The sequence below is a fragment of the Amycolatopsis sp. NPDC004169 genome, assembly GCF_040610315.1.
Taxonomy (GTDB): Bacteria; Actinomycetota; Actinomycetes; order Mycobacteriales; family Pseudonocardiaceae; genus Amycolatopsis.
In genome coordinates this window covers 117946-121875 of record NZ_JBEXMD010000032.1, presented here as the reverse complement: position 1 = coordinate 121875, position 3930 = coordinate 117946, and the positions used below count along the sequence as shown (strand labels likewise).

Here is a 3930-nt window from a genome sequence, read left to right as displayed (position 1 = left end):
GGGCAGTACTTTGAGCAGCCAGCGGGAGGAGATGCCCTGCATCTGCGGGACCGATTTGGTCGTCGTGGCCAGGGTCCGGGCCGCCGCCCGCCCCAAGCTCGACGGCGCCTGCTCGGATCCCACCGGGTCGGTGACAGTCACAACGAAACCCCAATCACTGGTAACGGGGATTGGTGGCGTGCCAGGTGAAGCCGCCGCCCATCCAGGAACGGACACCCACGAGGAAGCGCTGCAGCTCCGGCGACGGCACGGCCAGCAGATCCCGGTGGCCGTCCTCGAACTCGTGGACGATCTTGTTGTGCAGTGCGACGGTGGCTTCCACCGCCTCCTCGACCGGGCAGTCCCGGTCGGCGGCGATCTGCAGCACCATGTTGCAGACCGGCTTTTCGTCAGCCGCGTCCTTCGCCACCGAGTGCAGGTCGTTGACCAGCACCGCCGCCGTCCCGGCCCGCATCATCGCCTCGCGCACGCGCGGGTCGTAGTAGAACGGCGCGGCCAGCTCGTACCCGCCGACGGCGTCGACGAGCGTCATCGACGTGTAGAAGCTGTCGTGCTGGCGGGCGGCCAGGTACTCCCACGCCGGCGGGTACTGCCCGGTGTGGCGCCACGCCGCGTAGGCGTCCCAGCTGACGAACATCGAGAACGTCGCGTAGCAGACCCGTTGCACGAGCACCGGGGAGCCGTGCCGGCCCAGGTGGTCGATCGCCGAGTGCAGCCCGACCAGGATCGGGTCGCTGCGCAGCGCTTCTTCCAGCGGGGCGGTGAACTCCCCCGCCGGGGCGACCGGGTCCATCGCCGCCATGACCAGCGCCAGCCGCGGCGGGAGCTCGGTGGGCGCCGCGCCCAGCGTGCTGTCGTCGGCGTAGTAGTCGTCGGCCGCCCACCAGACCGCGTTGAGCTGCGCCGCGACGAGCAGCCGGTCCGGGTCGTCGCAGTCGGTGTGGGCGAGCATCACCAGCCTGCCGAACCCGGCGCCCGCGATCTGCTCCAGGCCCTTGCCGGTGAACCCGCAGTCCGCCGCCCAGGCGACCAGCCGCCGGTCGACCTCCGCGGCCAGGCCGTCGTCGACGCGGCCCTGGACCGGGCAGTACAGCGGCGACGCGCTGCCGTCACCCCACGGCAGGTACGCGTACGCCGGGTCCGGCCCGGGCGACGGCGCGAACCGGCTCGCGATCCGCGCCGCCGACGTCCCGAGCCCGAACGGTGCCGCCGGCAGCCCGCCGACGGTCCACTGTGGACAAGTGGTGCTCTCCCCGGTCACCCCGCCCGCCTCAGACGCGGTCGGCGGCGATCAGCAGGTAGTGGAAACTGCCCTCGCGGTAGGCGGTCAGGAACGGCTTCTCGACGCCGGTGGCGACCGACGACTTCTCGCGCAGCTCCCAGTAGGGGATCGTCGCCGCGGTCAGGTCGACCACGTTGATCGGCACGAACCCGTTGGCCGCGAGCGCCTTGAAGTAGTCGCCGCGGGCGTGGATGTTGCAGATGTAGTGCTGGTCGATCTGGCTCACCGCACGCGACCGGCCGCCCGTCACGTCGTTGTAGCAGCCGGTGATCGTCACGTACCGGCCGCCGGGCTTCAGCTGCCGCGCGTGCTCGGCGAACAGTTCGTTCAGGTCGACGTACATCGTGCTCTCGTTGTTCCAGATGCCCTGGAACACGCCGGACTCGAAGCCGGTGTCGAGCATGTTCTTCAGGTGGTAGCGGACCGAGCCGTCGATCCCGCGCTGCCGGACGTGCGCGTTGGCGAACCCGACCTGCTGCTCCGAAATGGAGATGCCGTCGACCTGGCAGCCGAACCGCAGGTGGGCCATGACGCTGGTGCCGCCGCGGCCGCAGCCGGCGTCGAGCAGCCTGTCCTCCGGCGTGATCGGGCCGAGGTGGTCGAGCAGGACGTCCGCCTGGGCGGTCTCGAGCCGGTGCATCTCCGCGATGATCGCCTCGTCACGCGTGGCGGCCGGGGCTTCCAGCACGGCCGGGTCGTAGTCACCGAGGCCGTAGTGGTGGTGGTAGAGGCCGTCGACGTCGCCCAGCCGGAGGTTCACCGGATCCTTCTCCGCGTTCCAGTAGTCGGCGACCGACTGCTGGTACGCGGTGCGGGTCACGGGCTTCTCGAGAGCGGTCATCGATTGAACTCCTCGGTCGTTTCCTTGACAGGAAAGGGATCCGGTCCCTCACGGAAGACGCTAGTGGCGGGAGTTTCGCAGGGACAAGGAGATTCACTCGTGGTTCGTGGTCGTTGCCCGTCCGGCCCAGCGGGACACGCGCCGCAGGTGGCGGGGGCCGGTGCGCCGACCCCCGATGGAGATCGACCTCGCCACGACCGGGTGACGAAGCGCGACAGCCCGTGTCAGGTGATTTCGAGGTTCGCCATCGTGCCCATGTCCTCGTGTTCGCCGGTCTCGGCATCGGGCCCGCGGCGGCCCGGCTGATGCGCACCGCGCTCACCGCGTGGGAGTGGGATCCTCGGTAGCCGGCCGCGGCCACGGGTTGGGGCGGCAGACGGCCCCGTCCGGCCGCACCTTCACGGCGGCGCCCGGTTCGGCGCGGTTGAGGTTCGCGAGGTAGGTGTTGGAGAGCCCGAAGGTCTGCTGCATCATGACCGGCGCGGGCGCACCGGTGGCGGGGCAGCCGACGTGGCCGTAGCCGAGGGCGTGACCCATCTCGTGGTTGACGGCGTAGGTGCGGTAGCCGGCCAGGTCGCCGTCGTAGGAGTGGGCGCCGCGGAGCCAGCGGGCGAGGTTGAGGACGATCCGGTGGTCACGCGAGAGCCGGCACGAGGAGTCGAAGGGGATCCCATAGCCGCAGAGATCGGGCCGGCGCGCGGTCCCGGGACTGGTGAGGCTGATCCGGACGTCGGGGCGGGCATCGGGACGGTCGAGCCGCCGGAAGGTGACGGCGCCGAGGCCGGTCCAGCCGCGCGGGTCGGCGAGGATGGCGTCGACGTCGTGGTCGAAGCCGGGGAGGTCGACGCCGTCTTCGATTTCGATGGTGTAGGTGAGGAGTTCGCCGCCGGTGCCGAAGTCGGGACCGGTGCCGGGGACGACGTGCCAGGTTCCGTTGCCGGCTTCGGTGACGGGAACGCCTTCCGGGAGGGCGGCGGGTTCGGGGGCCGGTTTCGGTGCGGCGGTATGGGTGGGGGCGGCGGGTCCGGCGGCGGCGACACCGTCGATCCGCCGGGGCTGGGCGGCTTCCGGGGTGAGGAGCAGGGCGAGGGCGAGCGCGACGGCGAAGACGAGCACGGCTGGGGGCCACCAGGGGGCCTCGGTGTGCTTGGGGGATGGGGCGGGTAGGGGTGGGGTGGGCGGTTGGAGGGTGGCGGGAGGCTTTCGTGGGACGCGCGGGGCGGGTGGGCCGACGGAGATCGCCGGGGCGGGGGAGAGGGCGTGCGTTTGGTGGGTGGGGTGGGGTTCCGGGGTTTCGGGTGCGGGCGGGGGTGGTTGAGGGGTGGTTGATTTGGTTGGGGTGCTTGGGGTTTGCTCGCTTTCCGGGGCCGGGGCCGGGGCCGGGGCCGGGGCTGCTGCGGCGGTTGGCGATTGCTGAGCAGAGGTGGCCGGTGCCGGGGCAACGGCCAGGGGCGAGGGCGCAGCGACAGTTGGCGGGTGCTGCGCGGGGGTGGCCGGTGCCGGCGCGACGGCAAGGGTTGGGGCCGGGGCCGAGACCGCAGCGGGGATTGGTGCGGCGGTCGGGGGTTGCTCCGTTGAAGTGGGCGGCGCCGCAGCCGTGGAAGTACTCGGCTCGGGTGCGATTATCTGGCCCGTTGCCGGCGGGAATTCCTCGTTCTCGGGAGTTGGCGAGTGTTCGGTTGAGGTCCGCGGCTCCGGGGCGGACACTCGGCCGGGAGCCGCGGGAGCCGCGGGAGCCGCGGGAGCCGCGGGAGCCGCGGGAGCCGCGGGAGCCGCGGGAGCCGCGGGAGCCGCGGGAGCCGCGGGA

The 3930-nt window shown here is 72.0% G+C and carries 3 protein-coding genes and 1 pseudogene; all 4 read right to left on the bottom strand.

Features of this window, described 5'->3' with window-relative positions:
* Positions 1–141, bottom strand: a pseudogene (locus ABZX11_RS33900) (Crp/Fnr family transcriptional regulator); the annotation flags it as partial.
* A 13-nt stretch (positions 142–154) separates the two neighbouring features.
* Positions 155–1261 carry a family 2 encapsulin nanocompartment cargo protein terpene cyclase gene (locus ABZX11_RS33895; RefSeq protein ID WP_176170238.1) on the bottom strand — a complete coding sequence of 369 codons (1107 nt, stop codon included), beginning with the start codon at positions 1259–1261 and terminating at the stop codon, positions 155–157.
* A gap of 10 nt (positions 1262–1271) precedes the next feature.
* Positions 1272–2123 (bottom strand): geranyl diphosphate 2-C-methyltransferase, encoded by an 852-nt coding sequence (locus ABZX11_RS33890; RefSeq protein ID WP_354920774.1) that lies wholly within the window; start codon positions 2121–2123, stop codon positions 1272–1274.
* Positions 2124–2441: 318 nt separating this feature from the next.
* Positions 2442–3239, bottom strand: coding sequence for a DUF3152 domain-containing protein (locus tag ABZX11_RS33885; RefSeq protein WP_354920771.1), 798 nt, complete (start codon positions 3237–3239; stop codon positions 2442–2444).
* Positions 3240–3930: the final 691 nt, after the last annotated feature.